The sequence below is a fragment of the Nocardioides sediminis genome (assembly GCF_003047295.1).
GTDB lineage: Bacteria > Actinomycetota > Actinomycetes > Propionibacteriales > Nocardioidaceae > Nocardioides > Nocardioides sediminis.
The window spans coordinates 36,580-53,030 of sequence record NZ_PZYZ01000010.1; the positions used below are offsets into that span (position 1 = coordinate 36,580).

General features: G+C 73.0%; 17 protein-coding genes. 13 read left to right on the forward strand and 4 right to left on the reverse strand.

Features of this window, described 5'->3' with window-relative positions; translation table 11 throughout:
• Positions 1–101 precede the first annotated feature (101 nt).
• The 5 genes from DAI17_RS19120 to hemB are packed head-to-tail and all read left to right on the forward strand — an operon-like array spanning position 102 to position 5,719.
• On the forward strand, positions 102–818 hold the full coding sequence (locus DAI17_RS19120) for a redox-sensing transcriptional repressor Rex (protein ID WP_107774829.1): 717 nt from the start codon (positions 102–104) through the stop codon (positions 816–818).
• Positions 815–2,116, forward strand: a complete 1,302-nt coding sequence (locus DAI17_RS19125; RefSeq protein WP_107774830.1) for a glutamyl-tRNA reductase — start codon at positions 815–817, stop codon at positions 2,114–2,116. The genes DAI17_RS19120 and DAI17_RS19125 overlap by 4 nt, the downstream gene beginning before the upstream one ends.
• A complete protein-coding gene (gene hemC / locus DAI17_RS19130; RefSeq protein ID WP_107774831.1) occupies positions 2,113–3,054 on the forward strand; it encodes a hydroxymethylbilane synthase in 942 nt (313 codons plus the stop codon). The genes DAI17_RS19125 and hemC overlap by 4 nt, the downstream gene beginning before the upstream one ends.
• Positions 3,051–4,715, forward strand: coding sequence for a bifunctional uroporphyrinogen-III C-methyltransferase/uroporphyrinogen-III synthase (locus tag DAI17_RS19135; RefSeq protein ID WP_107774832.1), 1,665 nt, complete (start codon positions 3,051–3,053; stop codon positions 4,713–4,715). Before hemC ends, DAI17_RS19135 begins: the two co-directional genes overlap by 4 nt.
• Positions 4,712–5,719, forward strand: a complete 1,008-nt coding sequence (gene hemB, locus DAI17_RS19140) for a porphobilinogen synthase (RefSeq protein WP_107774833.1) — start codon at positions 4,712–4,714, stop codon at positions 5,717–5,719. Before DAI17_RS19135 ends, hemB begins: the two co-directional genes overlap by 4 nt.
• Before the next feature lie 9 nt (positions 5,720–5,728).
• On the opposite strand, the gene DAI17_RS19145 is transcribed toward hemB, so the two are convergent.
• Positions 5,729–6,049, reverse strand: a complete 321-nt coding sequence (locus DAI17_RS19145; protein ID WP_107774834.1) for a hypothetical protein — start codon at positions 6,047–6,049, stop codon at positions 5,729–5,731.
• Positions 6,050–6,206: 157 nt separating this feature from the next.
• On the opposite strand from DAI17_RS19145, the gene DAI17_RS19150 reads away from it, so the two are divergent.
• Positions 6,207–7,028, forward strand: a complete 822-nt coding sequence (locus DAI17_RS19150; protein ID WP_159081647.1) for an aminoglycoside phosphotransferase family protein — start codon at positions 6,207–6,209, stop codon at positions 7,026–7,028.
• Positions 7,029–7,142: 114 nt separating this feature from the next.
• Here the strand turns inward: DAI17_RS19150 and DAI17_RS21730 are convergent, their stop codons facing one another.
• The gene (locus DAI17_RS21730; RefSeq protein ID WP_325049881.1) at positions 7,143–8,339 is read right to left on the reverse strand and encodes a lytic transglycosylase domain-containing protein; all 1,197 of its coding nucleotides are present in this window, start codon (positions 8,337–8,339) and stop codon (positions 7,143–7,145) included.
• Between the two features lie 258 nt (positions 8,340–8,597).
• On the opposite strand from DAI17_RS21730, the gene hemL reads away from it, so the two are divergent.
• From hemL to ccsB, 6 genes are read left to right on the forward strand one after another with little or no spacing between them, the layout of a single operon-like run.
• The gene (gene hemL / locus DAI17_RS19160; RefSeq protein ID WP_107774837.1) at positions 8,598–9,959 is read left to right on the forward strand and encodes a glutamate-1-semialdehyde 2,1-aminomutase; all 1,362 of its coding nucleotides are present in this window, start codon (positions 8,598–8,600) and stop codon (positions 9,957–9,959) included.
• Positions 9,959–10,630 (forward strand): histidine phosphatase family protein, encoded by a 672-nt coding sequence (locus DAI17_RS19165; protein ID WP_107774838.1) that lies wholly within the window; start codon positions 9,959–9,961, stop codon positions 10,628–10,630. The genes hemL and DAI17_RS19165 overlap by 1 nt, the downstream gene beginning before the upstream one ends.
• Positions 10,631–10,632: 2 nt before the next feature.
• The gene (locus DAI17_RS19170; protein WP_234412605.1) at positions 10,633–11,262 is read left to right on the forward strand and encodes a TlpA family protein disulfide reductase; all 630 of its coding nucleotides are present in this window, start codon (positions 10,633–10,635) and stop codon (positions 11,260–11,262) included.
• Positions 11,259–12,008 carry a cytochrome c biogenesis CcdA family protein gene (locus DAI17_RS19175; protein WP_107774839.1) on the forward strand — a complete coding sequence of 250 codons (750 nt, stop codon included), beginning with the start codon at positions 11,259–11,261 and terminating at the stop codon, positions 12,006–12,008. The genes DAI17_RS19170 and DAI17_RS19175 overlap by 4 nt, the downstream gene beginning before the upstream one ends.
• A gap of 43 nt (positions 12,009–12,051) precedes the next feature.
• Positions 12,052–13,602: a cytochrome c biogenesis protein ResB gene (gene resB, locus DAI17_RS19180; RefSeq protein WP_107774875.1), complete on the forward strand. Its 1,551-nt coding sequence runs from the start codon at positions 12,052–12,054 to the stop codon at positions 13,600–13,602.
• A complete protein-coding gene (gene ccsB / locus DAI17_RS19185; RefSeq protein WP_107774840.1) occupies positions 13,599–14,573 on the forward strand; it encodes a c-type cytochrome biogenesis protein CcsB in 975 nt (324 codons plus the stop codon). The genes resB and ccsB overlap by 4 nt, the downstream gene beginning before the upstream one ends.
• On the opposite strand, the gene DAI17_RS19190 is transcribed toward ccsB, so the two are convergent.
• On the reverse strand, positions 14,522–14,746 hold the full coding sequence (locus DAI17_RS19190) for a hypothetical protein (RefSeq protein WP_107774841.1): 225 nt from the start codon (positions 14,744–14,746) through the stop codon (positions 14,522–14,524). The genes ccsB and DAI17_RS19190 overlap by 52 nt on opposite strands.
• Before the next feature lie 71 nt (positions 14,747–14,817).
• Between DAI17_RS19190 and DAI17_RS19195 the strand changes: the two genes are divergently transcribed.
• Positions 14,818–15,087, forward strand: a complete 270-nt coding sequence (locus tag DAI17_RS19195) for a DUF4229 domain-containing protein (protein WP_107774842.1) — start codon at positions 14,818–14,820, stop codon at positions 15,085–15,087.
• Here DAI17_RS19195 and DAI17_RS19200 read toward each other — a convergent pair whose 3' ends face one another.
• The gene (locus DAI17_RS19200; protein ID WP_107774843.1) at positions 15,088–16,347 is read right to left on the reverse strand and encodes a GNAT family N-acetyltransferase; all 1,260 of its coding nucleotides are present in this window, start codon (positions 16,345–16,347) and stop codon (positions 15,088–15,090) included. It abuts the gene before it with no gap.
• Between the last annotated feature and the right edge of the window lie 104 nt (positions 16,348–16,451).

The following is a 16,451-nucleotide window of genomic DNA, read 5'->3' on the forward strand; positions in this document are numbered from 1 at the left end:
CCGAGTTTGTTCTCCCGTTCACAAACTCCTACAGTGACCACGCCGCTCGACCTTGACCGGGTCCTCCACCACCCGGGATCGAGGGGCTGGAGAGAAGAGCAGTGACCGCACGGACTTCCACCGACAGCGCCCGGGACATCCCCGAGGCCACCGTCGCTCGGCTGCCCGTCTACCTCCGGGCCCTGGTCGGCCTGGCCGAGGCGGGCACCGCCACCTGCTCCAGCGAGGAGCTGGCCGCGGCGGCCGGCGTCAACTCCGCCAAGCTCCGCAAGGACCTCTCCCACCTCGGCAGCTACGGCACCCGCGGCGTCGGCTACGACGTGGAGTACCTGCGCTACCAGATCGCCCGCGAGATCGGCGTGACCCAGGACTGGCCGGTTGTCATCGTCGGCATCGGAAACCTCGGCCACGCCCTGGCCAACTACTCCGGCTTCCGCAGCCGCGGCTTCCGGGTCGTGGCCCTGCTGGACGCCGATCCCGAGCGCCACGACGAGCTGGTCGCCGGGATCGACGTACGCCCCTTCGACGACCTGGAGTCGATCGTCGCCGACCAGGGCGTGGCCATCGGCGTCATCGCCACCCCGGCCGTCGCCGCCCAGGCCGTGGCGGACCGCATGGTCGCGGCCGGCATCACCAGCATCCTCAACTTCGCGCCGACCGTGCTGGCGGTGCCCGAGGGGGTCGACGTGCGCAAGGTCGATCTCTCGATCGAGCTGCAGATCCTCGCCTACCACGTGCAGCGCAAGGCCGGGACGACCCTGGCCGACGACATCGACCGCCTCGACGGACAGCTCGACGATGAGGAGGTGACCGCATGAGCGTCCTCGTCGTGGGCGTCTCCCACCGGTCCGCGCCCGTGCCCCTGCTCGAGCGCCTCGCGCTCGACGCCGGCGGCGTCACCAAGCTGATCACCGACGTGGCCGCGGGCGAGCACGTCACCGAGGCCACCGTCATCTCCACCTGCAACCGGCTCGAGGTCTACGCCGACGTGGACCGCTTCCACGGCAGCGTCGAGGAGGTCTCCCGGCTGCTCGTCGAGCGCGCCGGTGAGTCGACCGAGGCCCTCGTGCCGCACCTCTACGTCCACTACGACGACGGTGCCGTCTCCCACCTCTTCAACGTCGCCGCCGGCCTCGACTCGATGGTCGTCGGCGAGGGCCAGATCCTGGGCCAGACCCGCGACGCCCTGCGCGTGGGCCAGGAGCTCGGCACGGTGGGTCCCGCCCTCAACGTGCTCTTCCAGCAGGCCCTGCGCGTGGGCAAGCGGTCCCGGGCCGAGACCGACATCGACCGGGCCGCCCCCTCGCTGGTCACCGCGGCCCTCGAGCGCATCCCCGGCGCGGTGGCCGGACGCCGGGTCGTCGTCGTCGGCGCCGGTGCGATGGCCTCGCTCGCCGCCGCCACCGTGCACCGGCTGGGCGCCAGCGACCTCGCGGTGGTCAATCGCACGCCCCACCGTGCCGAGCGCCTCGCCACCGAGTACGCCGCGCGACCGGTGTCGCTGCTCGACCTCGACGTCGAGATCGGCCGTGCCGACGTGGTCATCTCGTGCACCGGTGCCACCGGAACCCTGATCAGCCGCGGCACGGTCGAGGCCGCCCGCGCCCACAACGAGGCCCCGTTGGCGATCGTCGACCTCGCGCTGCCGCACGATGTGGACCCGGACGCCGCCGAGCTGCCCGGCGTGACCGTGCTGGGGCTGGCCACGCTGGCCGAGGAGCTCAAGGACTCCGACTCCGCCCGCGGCGTCGACGACGTGCGCACCATCGTGGCCCAGGAGATCGCCGCGTTCCTCACCGCGCGCCGGCAGGCGAGCGTGACCCCCACCGTCGTGGCGCTGCGCTCGATGGCCACCGCGGTGGTCGACAGCGAGATGGACCGGCTCGCCTCGCGGCTGCCCGGCCTCGACGACGCCACCCGCGCCGAGGTGCTCCACACCGTCCGCCGGGTCGCCGACAAGCTGCTCCACGAGCCGACCGTCCGGGTCAAGGAGCTCGCGAACGAGGACGGCGCCGTCTCCTACGCCGCCGCCCTGGCCGAGCTGTTCGCGCTCGACCCCGAGGCGGTCGACGCGGTCACCCGCGCCGAGGGCATCTCGAGGGGTGAGGGCTCGTGACCGCGACCCTGCGCCTGGGCACCCGCGCCTCCGCGCTCGCCACCACCCAGTCGGGCCTCGTCGCCGATTTGATTCGGCAGCGGCTGGGGCGTGAAGTGGAGCTCGTGACCATCACCACCGAGGGCGACGTCAACGGCGCCCCGCTCGCCACGCTGGGTGGCACCGGGGTGTTCGTCAGCGCGCTGCGCGACGCGCTCCTGCGCGGTGAGGTCGACGTGGCCGTCCACTCGCTCAAGGACCTGCCCACCACTCCCGCCGAGGGCATCGCGCTGGCCGCGGTGCCCACCCGTGAGGACCCGCGGGACGTGGTGGTCGCCCGGAACGGCATGACCCTCGGCGAGCTGCCGCAGGGCAGCCGGGTCGGCACCGGCTCCCCGCGTCGTGCCGCCCAGCTCGAGGCCCTCGGCCTCGGCCTGGACGTCGCCGGCGTCCGGGGCAACGTGGACACCCGCATCGGCAAGGTCGCCAGCGGCGAGTACGACGCCGTCCTGCTGGCCCGTGCGGGCCTGGCCCGCCTCGGCCGCGTCGACGAGGCCACCGAGGTGCTCGACCCGCTGCAGATGCTCCCGGCCCCCGGCCAGGGTGCGCTCGCGATCGAGTGCCGCGACGACGACGCCGACCTCGTGGCCGGCCTGGCCGCGCTCGACGACCCCGCCACTCGCGCGGCGGTCACCGCCGAGCGCGCCGTGCTGGCCACGCTCGAGGCCGGCTGCTCCGCCCCGCTCGGCGCCCTCGCCGAGGTCGTGGAGGGCGAGGACGGCGACGAGCTGTGGGTGCGCGCGATCGCGCTCTCCCACGACGGTGGCCTCTCGGTCCGGATGAGCGCCACCGGACCCGTTGCCGACGCCGCCGGCGTCGGCCACCGCCTCGCGAGCGACATGCTCGCCGACGGCGCCGCAGATCTGATGGAAGCACCAGTGAGGAAGCAGCAGGCATGACTCGAAGCCAGAGCCAGTCCCCGTCCAGCACGTCGGGCGCCGCGCCCCGTGGATGGGTGTCCTTCGTCGGCAGCGGTCCGGGCGACCCCGGCCTGTTGACCGTGCGCGCGGTGGAGCTCCTCCGCGACGCCGACGTGATCGTGACGGAGTCGCCCGAGCACGTCGGCATGGTCCGCACGCTGCTCGGCCTGCCGACCCCCGTCGAGGGCTCGACCGAGGAGCAGGACGGTCCGCTGCTCGTCGACGGCGGCTTCGGCGAGGACGGCCAGCCGCTGACCCACGCCGCGCGGGCCAAGGTCGTGGTCAAGCACGGCAAGAAGCAGCGCGTCGTACGCCTCATGACCGGTGACCCGTTCCTCTACGCCTCGGGTCCCGAGGAGGCGCAGGCCTGCGTCAAGGCCGGCGTCGGCTTCGAGATCGTCCCCGGCGTCTCGTCGGTCTCCGCGGTGCCCGCCTACGCCGGCATCCCGCTGACCACCAAGAACCACAAGGAGATGGCCGTCGTCACCTGTGGCGACAAGGTCGACTGGAGCCAGTACGCCGACGACCGCACCCTGGTGCTGCTCTCCGGCGTCGGCGCCATCGCCGAGACCGCCGCCGCCCTCGTCGAGGCCGGCCGGTCCCCGCAGACCCCGGTCGCCGTCACCCGCGTCGGCACCACGACCGAGCAGGCGACCCTGACCTCCACGCTGGCCGACGTCGCCGCCGACGTCCGCGCCGCCCGCGTGGCGCCTCCGGCGATCATCGTCATCGGTGACGTCGTCGACCTGCGCGAGACGCTGTCCTGGTTCGAGACCAAGCCGCTCTTCGGCTGGCGGGTGCTCGTCCCGCGCACCAAGGAGCAGGCCGGCTCGCTGTCGCGCCGCGTGCGCGAGTACGGCGCGGTGCCCGAGGAGGTGCCCACCATCTCGGTGGAGCCGCCGCGCAACCCGCTGCAGATGGACAAGGCCGTCCGCGGCCTCGTCGAGGGCCGCTACGAGTGGATCGCCTTCACCTCGGTCAACGCCGTCAAGGCCGTCCGGGAGAAGTTCGAGGAGTACGGCCTCGACGCCCGCGCGTTCTCGGGCCTCAAGATCGCCGCGGTCGGCGACAAGACGGCCCAGGCCATCGCGGCCTGGGGCCTGCGCGCCGACCTGGTGCCGTCGGGCGAGCAGTCGGCAGCCGGCCTGCTCGAGGACTGGCCGCCGTACGACGAGGTGCTCGACCCGATCAACCGCGTCTTCCTGCCGCGGGCCGACATCGCCACCGAGAACCTCGTGGCCGGCCTGGTCGACCTGGGCTGGGAGTGCGACGACGTGACGGCCTACCGGACCGTGCGGGCCACCCCGCCGCCGGCGCCGACCCGCGACGCGATCAAGACCGGCAAGTTCGACGCGGTCGTCTTCACCTCGTCCTCGACCGTGCGCAACCTGGTCGGCATCGCCGGCAAGCCGCACCCCTCGACGATCATCGCGGTCATCGGCCCGGCCACGGCCAAGACGGCCGAGGAGCACGGCCTCCGGGTCGACGTCCTCTCGCCCAAGCCCGACGTCGAGGTGCTGGTCGACGCGCTGGCCGACTTCGGCGCCGCCCGCCGCCTCGCGATGGTCGAGGCCGGCGAGCCCGTCACCCGCCCGAGCGAGCGCAAGCCCGCCGCGCGGCGCAAGGCCCGGGCCAAGTGAGCGCCGGCGCAGGGGAGCAGCCCGAGGTCGTCGGACCCGTCGTCCGACCCCGACGACTGCGGCGCACCCCTGCGCTGCGGCGGATGGTCGCCGAGACCTCGCTCGAGCCGCGCCATCTGGTGCTGCCGATGTTCGTCCGCGAGGGCATCGTCGAGCCCCAGCCCATCGGCTCGATGCCGGGCGTGGTCCAGCACACCCGCGACTCGCTGCGCCGGGCCGCCGTCGAGGCGGCGGAGCTCGGTCTCGGGGGCGTGATGCTCTTCGGCGTCCCGGAGGCGAAGGACGCGACCGGCTCGGGGGCGATCGACCCGGCCGGCATCCTCAACCTCGCGATCAACGACGTGGTCGCCGAGGTCGGGGAGGGGCTCACCGTGATGAGCGACCTGTGCCTCGACGAGTTCACCGACCACGGCCACTGCGGCCTGCTCACCACCGACGGCGAGGTGGACAACGACAAGACGCTGGCGGCGTACGCCGAGATGGCGCTCGCGCAGGCCGAGGCGGGGGTCGACATGGTCGGCCCCAGCGGCATGATGGACGGCCAGGTGCGGGTGGTCCGGCAGGCGCTCGACGCCGCGGAGCACCAGGGCGTCTCGATCCTGGCCTACTCGGCCAAGTACGCGTCGGCGTTCTACGGCCCGTTCCGCGAAGCGGTCGACTCCTCGCTCGAGGGCGACCGTCGCACCTACCAGCAGGACGCCCCCAACGCGCTCGAGGGCGTCCGCGAGGCGCAGCTCGACGTCGCCGAGGGCGCCGACATCGTCATGGTCAAGCCGGCCCTTCCCTACCTCGACGTCGTACGCCGCGTGCGCGACGCCGTGGACGTCCCGGTGGCCGCCTACAACGTCTCGGGCGAGTACGCGATGGTCGAGGCGGCCGCCGCCAACGGCTGGATCGACCGGGAGCCGGCGATCCTGGAGACGCTGACGTCGATCAGGCGCGCAGGCGCGGACGTCGTCCTCACCTACTGGGCCGCCGAGGCGGCCCGGCTCCTGCGCGCCTGACCGGACGGCTCAGGAACCGCCGTACGGCGGGCAGTCGTAGTCGGCGATGTAGTAGCTGAACGCCATCCGCTTGCCCTTCTTGTTGTAGATCTCCGACTTCAGCACGCCGGAGTCGCCCACGACCACCGTGCGCGTCTCGGTGCCTGCCTTGTAGCAGACGGTCGTGTAGGGCTCGAAGTACAAGGTCGTGGTCTCGTGGTCGAGCTCCACCTTGTCCGGGCTCTTGTAGTCGTCGCAGTGGTCGGTGACGGCCGAGCTGGGGCCGGCGGTGCCGACCAGCGCCACGGCCGCCAGGGCCAGGGCGCCGGCTGAGCTTGCGATGCGCTTCATGTCGCTCTCATCTCGTGTCGTGGGGTTGCCGGGCCGGACGGCCGCAGCCTGCCCACTGTGACCATGGAGACGGTCAGGACGGACTAGTCGGACCGACCCATCCCCACAATGGGTCATCCCGGTCCGGACCACCTGCACGCGCCCTAGGGTCGGGTGGGTGCAGACGCAGACCCACGACCTCACCTTCACCGGCGCCGAGGTCCACAAGCGCTTCGTGTCCTGGGACCAGGGCGAGGCCGAGCGCGAGTGGTCGTGCCTGTCCCTGCTCGCCGAGCACGCGCCCGGGGTCGCACCGCGACCGCTGCGCCGCGAGATCGTCGACGGCTCACCGGTGGTGGTCATGGAGCGGCTGCCCGGCGAGCCGCTCGGGGGAGCGCCCCTCACGTCGGCCCAGACCGCATCGCTCGCGGACGCGCTGCGCCGGCTGTACGACGTGCCGCTCGCGGCCGTGCACGCCGCCGGGGTCCCCGAGCGGAGGTACGGTCCCACCTCCCACGCCGCCGCGACCGTGCGTCCGTGGCTGGCGGACGACCACGACCTGGCGGCCTGCCAGGACGCGAGCCTGGTGGGCGAGGCGGTCGGCGCGGCGCTCGCCTGGCTCGACGCCCCGGTCGGTGTGCCCGACCCCGTGCTCTCGGCAGTGGGCATCGCCGACCTCAACCCGGCCAACGTCCTCTGGGACGGGGAGCGGTGCCGACTCGTCGACTTCGAGGACGGCGGGCTCAGCGACCCGGCGTACGAGCTGGCCGACCACGTGGAGCACATCGGGACCCGGCTGGCCGGCCTGCTCGACGCCGAGCACCTGGTGGACGCGGTCGGGCTGGACGAGGCGGCGCGGGCCCGGTTCGCGGCGTACCGGCCGCTGTGGGCGTCGTTCTGGCTCGCGATGCTGCTGCCGGGCAACGGCGGGTGGCGGCGCAACCCGCAGGGCAGCACCGAGCTGCAGGCGCGGCACGTGCTGGCCCTGCTCGGCGGCTGAGCGCCGGACCGCCAGAACCGTCCCGGCTAGTTTGGGACGAACTCGTGGGAGATCTTGCCGATCCGCCTACAAGATCGTCCCAAACTAACCGCGGGGCGTCCGTGAGCCGGGGGCTCAGGGAGCGAGCAGGGCGTTGGCGCAGTCAGCCAGCTCGTTGGTCCCCGTGAGCGGGTTGTCGACGACACCCTGGGTGGTGCACTGGGCCACGGCCTGGACGTAGGTCAGCGTCTGGTCGAGCGGGGTGACGCTCGTCGAGGGCAGCGTCGGCGCCTGCGTCGGCACCGACGTGGGGACCTTGACCGGGTCCTTCGTGGGCTCCTTGGTCGGCTCCTGCGTCGGCTGCTGGGTCGGCGTGGGGGTGGGGGTCTTGGTCGGCTGCTTGGTGGGCTGCTTCGTCGGCTTGGTCGTCGGGTTGCCGGACTGCGCGACGGGGGTGCCCTGCTGTCCCATGATCGTCCCCGGGCCCTTCCCCTTGTCGCGGGCCGGGTTGCCCGGCCGCGCGGGCTGGGGCGCGAACACGCCCGCCGAGGTGGTGCTCGTGGGCACGGAGGTGAAGTCGCCGTCGAGGTAGGCCTGCATGATCGACAGGACCAGGTCGACGTAGTCGTGGGAGTGGTTGTAGCGGTAGACGCTCGCCCGCTGGCCCTGCTCGGCGGAGAGGTCGTCGTCGCCCGAGCACAGGTAGACCGCGGTGGCCAGCGCCGCGTCGTCGATGTCCTGCGGGTCGCGCCGGCCGTCGTTGTCGCCGTCCACGCCCACGACCGACCAGGTCGAGGGGATGAACTGCATCGGGCCGACGGCGCGGTCGAACTTCTCGTCCGAGTCGTACTGGCCCGCGTCGGTGTCGGTGATGCGCTGGGTGTTCCTGGAGCCGTCGAGCGCGATGCCGTAGATGCCGGGCTGCGCGACCCCGTCGTCGTCGAGCACGTTGCCACCGAACCGGCCGTGGTCGGACTCCACGCGGCCGATGGCCGCGATCAGCTGCCAGGGAAGCCGGCAGGACCGGTCGGCGGCGTTGATGACCGCCTCCGCGCGCTGGTAGGCCGCGAGGGCCGCGGCGGGGATGCCGCTGGTCGAGGCGGTGTCGACGGCCTGGGCGGCCTGGCCGCGGGGGACGCCGGGGGTGACGGCGTCGGGAGCCGTCACGCTCGCCGGGGCCTCGATCGCCTCGGCGGGGACCGTGGAGCCGTCGGGGAGGGCGCCGGACGTCTCGTCCCCGGCCGCTGCCGTGCCACCGCCCACGCCCGCCATGCTGGCGGTCCAGGCGGCGGAGAGCACGGCCAGCGGCACGAGTGCCGTGGCCTTGTGCATGCGGCCGAATGCTGACATCTGCTGGTCTCCCCGTGTGTGGTGCGAACCGGTCGCGTCCCTCCCGTGGGCCCGCGTGCTGTTCCCAACGAAGGTTGTCACAGTGAGTTACGTCGCAACAGGTCGGAGACCAGATTCTCCCCCCGACCCGCCCGGTTGACACCTCCTGCGCGGATATCCCCCGCCTGGGTCGTCCCGAGGGGTGGGTCGGGGGCTCTCCCCGAATGAGCGTGGGCTTGGGTGCTGGGCGACAATGGCCCGGTGACCCAGCCCCACCGTGCCGACCCGCGGGCCACAGCCCCCACCTCCCACAGCGGCGCGCTCTTCGAGCGTGCCCGCGCCGTGACGCCCGGCGGGGTCAACTCCCCGGTCCGCGCCTTCAACGCGGTCGGTGGCACCCCTCGCTTCATCCGCTCCGCGTCCGGCGCGTGGCTCACCGACGTCGACGGCAACGAGTACGTCGACCTCATCTGCTCGTGGGGTCCGATGCTGCTCGGCCACGCCCACCCCGAGGTGCAGGCGGCCGTCACCGCCGCGGTCGCGCGCGGGACGTCGTACGGCACGCCGACCGAACCTGAGGTGGAGCTCGCGGAGGAGATCGTGGCGCGCACCCCGGTGGAGGCGGTGCGGTTCGTCTCCAGCGGCACCGAGGCCACCATGTCGGCGATCCGCCTGGCGCGCGGCTTCACCGGCCGTGACCTCGTCGTGAAGTTCGCGGGCTGCTACCACGGCCACGTCGACGCGCTGCTGGCCTCGGCGGGCTCCGGGCTGGCCACGCTCGCCGTTCCGGGGACCCCCGGTGTCCCCGCGTCGGCGGCCGGCGAGACCATCGTGCTGCCCTACAACGACCGCGCCGCGGTGGAGAAGGCCTTCGCCGAGCACGGCGACCGGATCGCGTGCCTCATCACCGAGGCCACCCCCGGCAACATGGGCATCGTCCCGCCCGAGCCGGGCTTCAACGCCTTCCTCGCCGAGACCTGCCGGCGGCACGGTGCGCTCTTCGTCAGCGACGAGGTGATGACGGGGTTCCGCGCCACGCGCCAGGGCGGCTGGGGCCTCGACGGCGCGGTCGAGGGCTGGGTCCCCGACCTGATGACCTTCGGCAAGGTGATGGGCGGCGGCTTCCCCGCCGCGGCCTTCGGGGGCCGGGCCGACGTCATGGGGCGGCTGGCGCCCGAGGGCCCCGTCTACCAGGCCGGCACGCTCTCGGGGAACCCCGTGGCCACCACGGCCGGGCTGACCACCCTGCGGCTGGCCACCGACGAGGTGTACGCCCACCTCGACGCCACCGCCGCCACGATCGGCTCCGCGGTGGTCGACGCCCTGGTCAACGCCGGCGTCCCGCACCGTCTCCAGTCCGCCGGCACCATGTTCTCGGTCTTCTTCGGGGACGACGAGGTGCGCGACTTCGAGGGCGCCAGCCGCCAGGACACGACCGCGTTCGCGGCCTTCTTCCACGCCATGCTCGACGCTGGCGTCTACCTGCCCCCCTCGGCGTACGAGGCGTGGTTCGTGTCCGCGGCCCACGACGACCGGGCGGTCCAGGCCGTCATCGACGCCCTGCCGGGCGCCGCCCGCGCCGCCGCCGGCGCCACCGACAACCGCGAAGGGAACCGCTCCTGATGGAGACGATCGTCCACCTGCTCCGCCACGGCGAGGTCCACAACCCCGAGGGCATCCTCTACGGCCGCCGCGACGGGTTCCACCTCTCCGAGCTCGGCACCCGGATGGCGCAGCGCGTCGCGGACACCGTCGGCGACCGCGACATCGTGCACCTGGTCACCTCGCCGCTCGAGCGGGCCCGCGAGACCGCCGCCCCCCTCGCCGCCGTCCGCGGCCTCGAGCCGGTGGTGGACCCGCGCGTCATCGAGTCGTCCAACAAGCTCGAGGGCGTCAGCTTCCGCGACGGGGGGCTGACGTTCCTCAAGCGCCCCAGCCTGCTGCGCCACATGTACAACCCGTTCACCCCCTCGTGGGGCGAGGCCTACGACGACATCGCAGCGCGGATGCTGGCGGCCGTGCACGACGCCCGGGACGCCGCCCGGGGCCACGAGGCCGTGGTCGTCTCCCACCAGCTGCCCATCTGGGCCACCCGGCTCTCCGCCGAGGGCAGGTCCTTCCTGCACCACCCCAAGCACCGGCAGTGCACGCTGTGCTCGCTCACGTCGCTGCACTTCCACGACGACCGGCTGGTGCGCGTGACCTACTCCGAGCCCGCGGCCGACATGATCCCCGTCGGCGAGCGGTCCGCGCCCTTCTCGGCCGGGGGCGCCGCCCCGGAGGACAAGCCCTGATCGTGCGCCCCGACCGTCCGCGCCCCCGCGGCGCCCTCCGTCCCCTGCTCGCCTGCCTCCTGCTCGGCACGGCGGCCCTCAGCGGCTGCTCGTCCCTGCAGGGCGCGGGCGACAAGGGTTACGTGACCGGTGACGGCCAGCTCGAGGTCGTGGCGGCCGCCGACCGCGGCGCGCCGGTCGACCTCGAGGGGGAGGACCTCGACGGCGAGCCGCTGTCGCTGGCCGACTTCCGCGGCAAGGTCACGGTCGTCAACGTCTGGGGCGCCTGGTGCGCGGCCTGCCGGGTCGAGCAGGACGACCTCGACGAGGCGGCCGAGGAGACCCGGGACGTGGCCCGGTTCGTGGGCATCGACATCCGCGACGGCTCGGTCGAGAACGCCCGGTCCTACGTCCGCTCCTTCGACGTGCAGTACCCGTCGTTCTACTCGCCCGACGGCAAGGCGCTGGTGCCCTTCGCCGGCACCCTGACCGCCTACACCGTGCCCTCCACCGTCGTGCTCGACCCCGAGGGCCGCATCGCCGCCTCGATCCTGGGCAGCCTCCCGTCGAAGCAGACGTTGGTCGACCTCGTCGAGGACACCGCGGCCGAGGACACCGCGGCCGAGGACACCGCAGCCGGGGATCCCTCGTGAGCGACTGGTTCACCGACCAGGCCGCCGCCGGGTCCCTCGCCCTCGCCGTGCCCGTCGCCCTGCTCGCCGGGCTGGTGTCGTTCTTCTCCCCGTGCGTGATCCCGCTGCTGCCGGGCTACCTCTCCTACGCCACCGGGCTGTCCGGCGCGGACCTGGAGAGCGCCCGCCGTGGCCGGATGCTCGCCGGTGCCCTGCTCTTCGTGCTCGGCTTCGCGGTCGTGTTCGTCGCCATCGGCACGGCGGCCGGCTCGCTCGGGGCGTGGCTGGTCGAGTGGAAGCGCGAGATCACCGTGGTCCTCGGCGCTGCGACCATCGTGCTGGGCCTGATGTTCGCCGGGCTCGTGCCCGGGCTGCAGCGCGACTGGCGGGTCCACCGGGTGCCCGCGGTCGGCCTGGCCGCGGCCCCGCTCCTCGGCTTCCTCTTCGGCCTCGGCTGGAGCCCGTGCATGGGTCCGACGCTCGCGGTGATCACCAACCTGTCGCTCAACGAGGGCACCGCCTCACGGGGGGCGCTGCTGTCGGCGATCTACGCGCTGGGACTGGGGCTGCCGTTCATCGTCGCCGCGCTGGCCTACCGTCGCGCGCTGACCGTCTTCGCCGTGATCCGCCGCCACCAGGTGTGGGTGATGCGGATCGGTGGGCTGATGCTCGTCGCGGTCGGCGTGCTGCTGGTGACAGGGCTCTGGGACCAGATGGTCCAGTGGCTCCAGGTCCGCATGGTCTCCTCCTTCGAGACGGCGGTGTGAGGTGAGCATCCGGACCTCCGGCGAGGACCGTCAGGCGCAGCCCATGCCGACGGACATGAACGCGCGCGAGCTGCTGCGGTGGTCGTGGCGCCAGCTCACCTCGATGCGCACCGCGCTGGTGCTGCTGCTCCTGCTCGCGCTGGCCGCGATCCCGGGCTCGGTGGTGCCGCAGGAGGACGTGGACGCCCTGGCGGTCAGTCGCTGGAAGAACGCGCACCCCGACCTGACGCCGGTCTACGAGCGGCTCGGGCTGTTCTCGGTCTACGACTCCGTGTGGTTCTCCGCGATCTACATCCTGCTGATGATCTCGCTGGTCGGGTGCATCCTGCCGCGCTCCGCGGTCTACTGGCGGGCGCTGCGGGCCCGGCCGCCCCGCGCCCCCCGCAACCTGTCCCGGTTGCCGGAGCACGCGTCGTACACGACGGGGGAGGGGGCGGACGACGTCCTCGCCGCCGCGGCACGCGAGCTCCAGCGGCGGCGCTACCGGGTCGAGGTGCGCGAGGGCGCGGTGTCGGCCGAGAAGGGCTACCTGCGCGAGGCCGGCAACCTGCTCTTCCACCTCTCGGTGCTCGTGGTGCTGGTCGGCTTCGCGATGGGCGGGCTGTTCGGCTTCAAGGCCGGCGTCATCGTGACCGTGGGCAACGGCTTCTCCAACAACCCCACGCAGTACGACGAGTTCGTCCCCGGCAGCATGTTCGCCGCCGACGACATGGACGGCTTCTCCGTCGACGTCGAGGACTTCGACATCACCTGGCTGACCGAGGGGCCGGCCAAGGGGCAGGCGCGCAGCTTCGTCTCGCACCTCGACTGGGCCACCGCCGACGGCGACAGCGGCACCTACGACCTGCGGGTCAACCACCCGCTCGCGATCGGGGACACCGAGGTCTTCCTGATCGGCCACGGCTACGCCCCGGTCGTCACCATCGAGGACGGCAACGGCGACGTGGCCTACAGCGGACCGACGATCTTCCTGCCGACCGACGCGACGTTCGAGAGCTTCGGCGTCATCAAGGCGCCCGACGCCCGGCCCGACCAGGTCGCGCTGGAGGGCACCTTCTACCCGACGTTCGCGCTGGGCGACGGCTTCCCGCGGTCGGTCTTCGGCGACGCGGTCAACCCGCTCATGTCGCTGTTCGTCTACCGGGGCGACCTCGGCCTCGACGACGGCGGGAGCCAGTCGGTCTACGTCCTGGACAAGTCGCAGGCCACCCAGGTGATGCAGGACGACGGCCAGCCGCTGCGCCTCGACATGCGGCCCGGCGACAGCGTCGAGCTGCCCGACGGGCTCGGCACGGTGACCTTCGAGGGCATCCAGCGCTGGAACAAGCTGCAGATCAGCGAGACCCCCGGCAAGCTCGTCGCCCTCGCGGGGGTCGTCCTGGCCCTCCTCGGGCTCCTCGGCTCGCTCTTCATCCGGCCCCGCCGGGTGTGGGTGCGGGCGCGCGAGGAGGACGGCGCCACCGCCGTGGACCTCGCAGCCCTCGACCGCTCCAGCGGCGGCGACCCCGAGCGCGGCGCGGCCGAGCTCGCGGCGATCATGGACACCCTGCGCGCCGGGTCCGGCGACGCGGGCACCAGCAAGGAGAACTCGTGACCGACGCATCGTGGGAGACCCTCAGCAACCAGGCGGTGGCGGCCGCCGGGGTCGTCTACTTCCTCGCCCTGATGGCTCACCTCGTCCAGTGGGCATCGCTGCGCAAGCTGCCCGCCGAGGAGGTCGTCACCGAGGGCCGGACCGCGATGGCCGGCCGGCTCGGGGTGCTGCTGACCGGAGTCGCCGTCCTGGTGCACGGCCTGGCCCTCGTCGCGCGCGGGATGGCCGCCGACCCCAACCGGGTGCCGTGGGGCAACATGTACGAGTTCACCCTGTCCGGCACCTTCGTCGTCGCCCTGCTCTACCTGCTGCTGCTGCGCCGCTTCGACCTGGAGTGGATGGGCCCGCTCGTGGTGGCCCTCGTGCTCGCGCTGATGATGCTGGCGGTCATCTGGCTCTACGACCCGGTGGCGCCCCTCACCGAGGCGCTCTACAGCCCCTGGCTGGTCATCCACGTCGTCTCCGCGGTGATCGCCACCGGCGCGTTCACGCTCGGCGGCATCTGCTCGGTGCTCTACCTGCTCAAGGAGCGCTCCACCAAGGACCGCGGCTACCTCGCCCGGGTGCCCGGGCTCACGTCGCTGGACCGCACGTCGTACCGGATGCACGCCTTCGCGTTCCCGGTGTGGACGTTCGCGGTCCTCATCACCGGGCCGATCTGGGCGCACCAGGCGTGGTCGTCCTACTGGAACTGGGACCCCAAGGAGGTCTGGGCGTTCATCACCTGGGTCGTCTACGCGGCCTACCTGCACGCGCGCGCCACCGTCGGGTGGAAGGGTCGCAACGCCGCCTACGTGGCGCTCGTGGGCCTGGCGACGCTGTGGTTCAACTTCATCGGCATCAACTTCTTCTCGACGACCTCGCAGCACTCCTACGCCGCACCGGCGTCGGTCGAGCAGCGCTCGTCGTACGACGCGGGTCAGGTGCCGCTGCCGGTGCCTCCGGGGCCGCCCGCGTCGCCGTCCGCCTGACGGCGCTTGCGATCGAGGTCGCGGAGGAAGTCCGGGTCGTCGTCGGGCCCGTGGGGGCGCGGCGGGGGAGCGGCGGGGCGGCGCTTGGGGGGACGGATGCCTCGCTGCTGGGCCGCTCGCACGAGGACGTAGACGACTGCCGCCAGCAGCACGAGGAAGACCAGGAACTTCACACCCCCAATGTAGGCGGCCGCACAACCGCCCGACTCGTGACGGCTCCCGCGCAGCGCCTAGGCTGGAGGACGTGAAGGAGTTCCTCGTCTACACCGGCCTGCGCATCCTGCTGTTCATCGGCATGGTCGGCCTGGTCCTCGGCGTCTGGTCGCTGCTCGACAGCGACGGCCGGATCAACCTGCTGTGGCCCGTCGTCATCGCGTTCGCGCTCTCCGGCGTGGCCTCCTACTTCCTCCTCAACCGGCAGCGCGACGCCTTCGCCCGCAAGGTCGAGGAGCGGGCCTCCCGGGCCAGCGCGGCCTTCGAGGAGCGCCGGGCCCGCGAGGACCGCGAGCAGTAGTCAGAAGCTCGTCAGCGAGTACGGCGCGGGGCCGCCGTCCATGAGCCGGCCCAGGCGCTCGACGGCGTCCCGCTCCCCGGTGAGACGGCCCGCGGACGCGAGCGCGTCGACGCGGACGCCGCCGAGGTAGAGGGACCCCAGCGTCTCCGCGGTGACGGTCAGGTCCGGGTCGTCGTCGGTCGGCTTGACCGTCGCCCGCCCGTCCGTCGCCTCGACGCGCCAGGTGCCCGCGGCGTGGCCCAGCGGGTCGGTCACGCCGAGCAGGAGGGTGTCGTCGGTGAACCACGGCCGCGCCTCGAGTGCCCGGGGCACGTCGAGGACCCGGATCCAGATGTGGTCGTAGACGCTCCTGACCTTGAGCACGTCGCTGTTGGCCAACGCCCAGTAGAGCGGGTCGTCGGACGGACTGTTGCGCACCGACACCCGCGAGGAGAGGTCGATGTCGGCGAGGAACCGCCACAGCCCCAGGTGCGCCGACGCGTCGAGCGTGAGCAGCTCCGCGGTGACCGTCGCGGGCGCCTCGCCCTCGCCCTCCGCGTGCTTCCACAGCGCGTAGCCGTCGGGCCGCTCGTCGGCGTCGAGGTGCACGGCGGCGCGCAGCTTGTCGTCGGCGTTGCCGGTCGCCGGGTCGAACTCCCCCGTCTGCCAGGCGCGGTAGAAGTGCGGCCGCTCGACCGAGCCCCGCCGGGTCGCGTGGAACCGGGCGAACAGGTCGCTGGCCGTGTCCCAGAGGTCGGCGGGCTCGACGAGCTCGACGCGGCCGGGGTCGGTGAAGTCGCGCAGCGCGAAGGCCGCCGACGTGTCGACCTCGATCCGGCGCCGGAACGAGGCGGGACCGAACCCGAAGCGTCCGTAGATCGACGCCTCCGACACCGTCAGCGCCGCGACCGGCAGGTCGGTCTGCGCGAGGTCGTCGAGCATCATGCGCCGCAGCAGGCCGCGCCGACGGTGGGCCGGGCTGACGGTCACGTCGCTGATCATGTGGAGCGGCACCACCTCGGCGCCGGCGTTGAGCGTCATGTCCCACGAGCTGAACGTGGCGACCGGCAGCGGGCCGGCACCGAACGTGCCGTCGGGGAGCCAGGCCCCGGCGAGCCGCATGTCGTCGGTCCGGGCGGTCTCGCGCCAGAGTGCGAGGTGCTTGTCCGTGGGCCGCCCCTCGTGGAAGCCCCGGTTGACCGCGCGCATCCAGGCCTCGACGGCGGCCTTGGCCTCGTCGCTGTCGTCGTGCGGGTCCAGGGTCCGGTGCTCGTACTCCACGGTGCTCAGGCTAGTGAGCGGGGCAACCGGATTTCTCGGGTAGTCCGTGACGAACGGACCCCGGAACTCGGCCGGGAGGGGTCCGATCGTCACGGACTACCCCG

Excerpts from the sequence above, each read along its gene's own strand:
- DAI17_RS19125 (WP_107774830.1), top strand. The coding sequence starts at position 815 with ATGAGCGTCCTCGTCGTGGGCGTCTCCCACCGGTCCGCGCCCGTGCCC.
- DAI17_RS19135 (WP_107774832.1), top strand. The coding sequence starts at position 3,051 with ATGACTCGAAGCCAGAGCCAGTCCCCGTCCAGCACGTCGGGCGCCGCG.
- DAI17_RS19145 (WP_107774834.1), bottom strand. The coding sequence starts at position 6,049 with ATGAAGCGCATCGCAAGCTCAGCCGGCGCCCTGGCCCTGGCGGCCGTG.
- DAI17_RS21730 (WP_325049881.1), bottom strand. The coding sequence starts at position 8,339 with ATGCACAAGGCCACGGCACTCGTGCCGCTGGCCGTGCTCTCCGCCGCC.
- DAI17_RS19165 (WP_107774838.1), top strand. The coding sequence starts at position 9,959 with ATGGAGACGATCGTCCACCTGCTCCGCCACGGCGAGGTCCACAACCCC.
- resB (WP_107774875.1), top strand. The coding sequence starts at position 12,052 with ATGCCGACGGACATGAACGCGCGCGAGCTGCTGCGGTGGTCGTGGCGC.